Annotated in this window: 1 protein-coding gene and 1 pseudogene; both read right to left on the bottom strand. The window is 62.7% G+C overall.

The features are described 5' to 3' along the window. A pseudogene (locus tag ACYP5B_RS50680) lies at positions 1–431 on the bottom strand (metallophosphatase family protein); the annotation flags it as partial. Positions 432–641: 210 nt separating this feature from the next. Beyond that, positions 642–1,341: recombination directionality factor (locus tag ACYP5B_RS50675; RefSeq protein WP_459575029.1), on the bottom strand; the 700-nt coding region annotated here is incomplete at its 5' end.

Below are 1,341 nucleotides of genomic sequence, written 5' to 3'. Positions count from 1 at the left end.
TTTGCGCCGACAGCGGCAGCGAGCATGGCCTTGTTGACCGTGGGCACACAGGTGAAGACCACCTCCGGCATACCGTCGGCAAGCAACGCCTCAATCGCGATGGGAGTAAAGAGGGCACCGTCCGAAGCGGTGAACCCGCCATCACGCAGTGCGACCTGGTGAATACGGTCCGCAATGTAGACGGGGTGACGACTGCCAACGAGGCGGAACAGATCCAGCGTGCCGGGCGGCTCGTGGGAAAAGGTGCCCTGCAGCATCACGATCGCCATATGCTCGGAAAGCTGGCGTATGCGCTCGGCCAGCACGCGCAGCGCCGGTGTGTGGGCGTCCAGGCGATGATCGGTCGAATCGCCGGAGACGACGGCGACCTGACTTCCGGCCGCGATCGCGTGCTCGACGGCAAAGCCGAAGCAGCGATCGGCCTCGGCCAGATTGCCGGTCGAGTAATGCAAATCAGAAAAGTGAGCCAACAGCAGGCTCTCACTCGCGTTGAGCATGATGTGATTCTCCAAAGGAATGGTGCGCCGATTTGGCGCGCGGGCAAAAGAACGTGGCCCGGCTGGGCCACAGGTGAAAAGAAATGGGGCAGAAGTGGAAGATGAGGTGAACGACGCGTTGCACGCCGTTCACCTATTCCTTCGTCAGACAGGTTGTGTGGCTTCACGGATGCGGGAGCGCACCTGCTCTCGGAAGGCCAGCGGGTTGGCCAGCGCGGTTTGCATCTCGTCAATCATGCTGTCAACGTCCTTAGGCCGCTTCGTCCAGCCCTGACCGTACTCGATCCGGGCAAAGGTCAGCAGATCCATGCGCTCCTGCCCTACCGACATACCAAGGCGGGCGGCGAGGTCGGCGAGGATGCTCTCTCGGTCCTCGGGATCGGCCGCGGTCGGCATCGGTGCGGGCATCGGCGAAGCGACCGGTGTCGACGCGGGCGTCGGAGCCCGTTCACGCTCCAGTGGCATTGCGCCAGAGATGTCGACGAGCGGCGCAATGGAAGGCCCATCACCTGCGGGCATTGCGCCTTCTAGCAACGCGACCGACTTGCTTGCCGCGTCCAGTGCCGGTGCCATCTGATCCGCGCTATCCAGCAGCGCGCCCAGATCGATTTCCGCATCCAGCATGGTGAGCATCTGCTCTTGCCGAATCGGTAGGCCATCCTCACCAATGCGGGTAATGTCGACCGCCTTCTTCGAAAGCCAGAAGTGCATGCCTGCGAGCCGGCCGCCACGCGCCATCGCCACCGTCTGCATTGCGGCGTACGCCTTCTGCAGCACATAGATGGAGGTGGTGGGCAACTCGATCAGGCCGAGGCCCTTTATCTCCGGGACGCAAAAATACAGA

Source organism: Cupriavidus sp. 8B, assembly GCF_054589115.1.
Note: the sequence above shows the minus strand (reverse complement) of the source record. Positions and strands in the feature narration are given on the sequence as shown.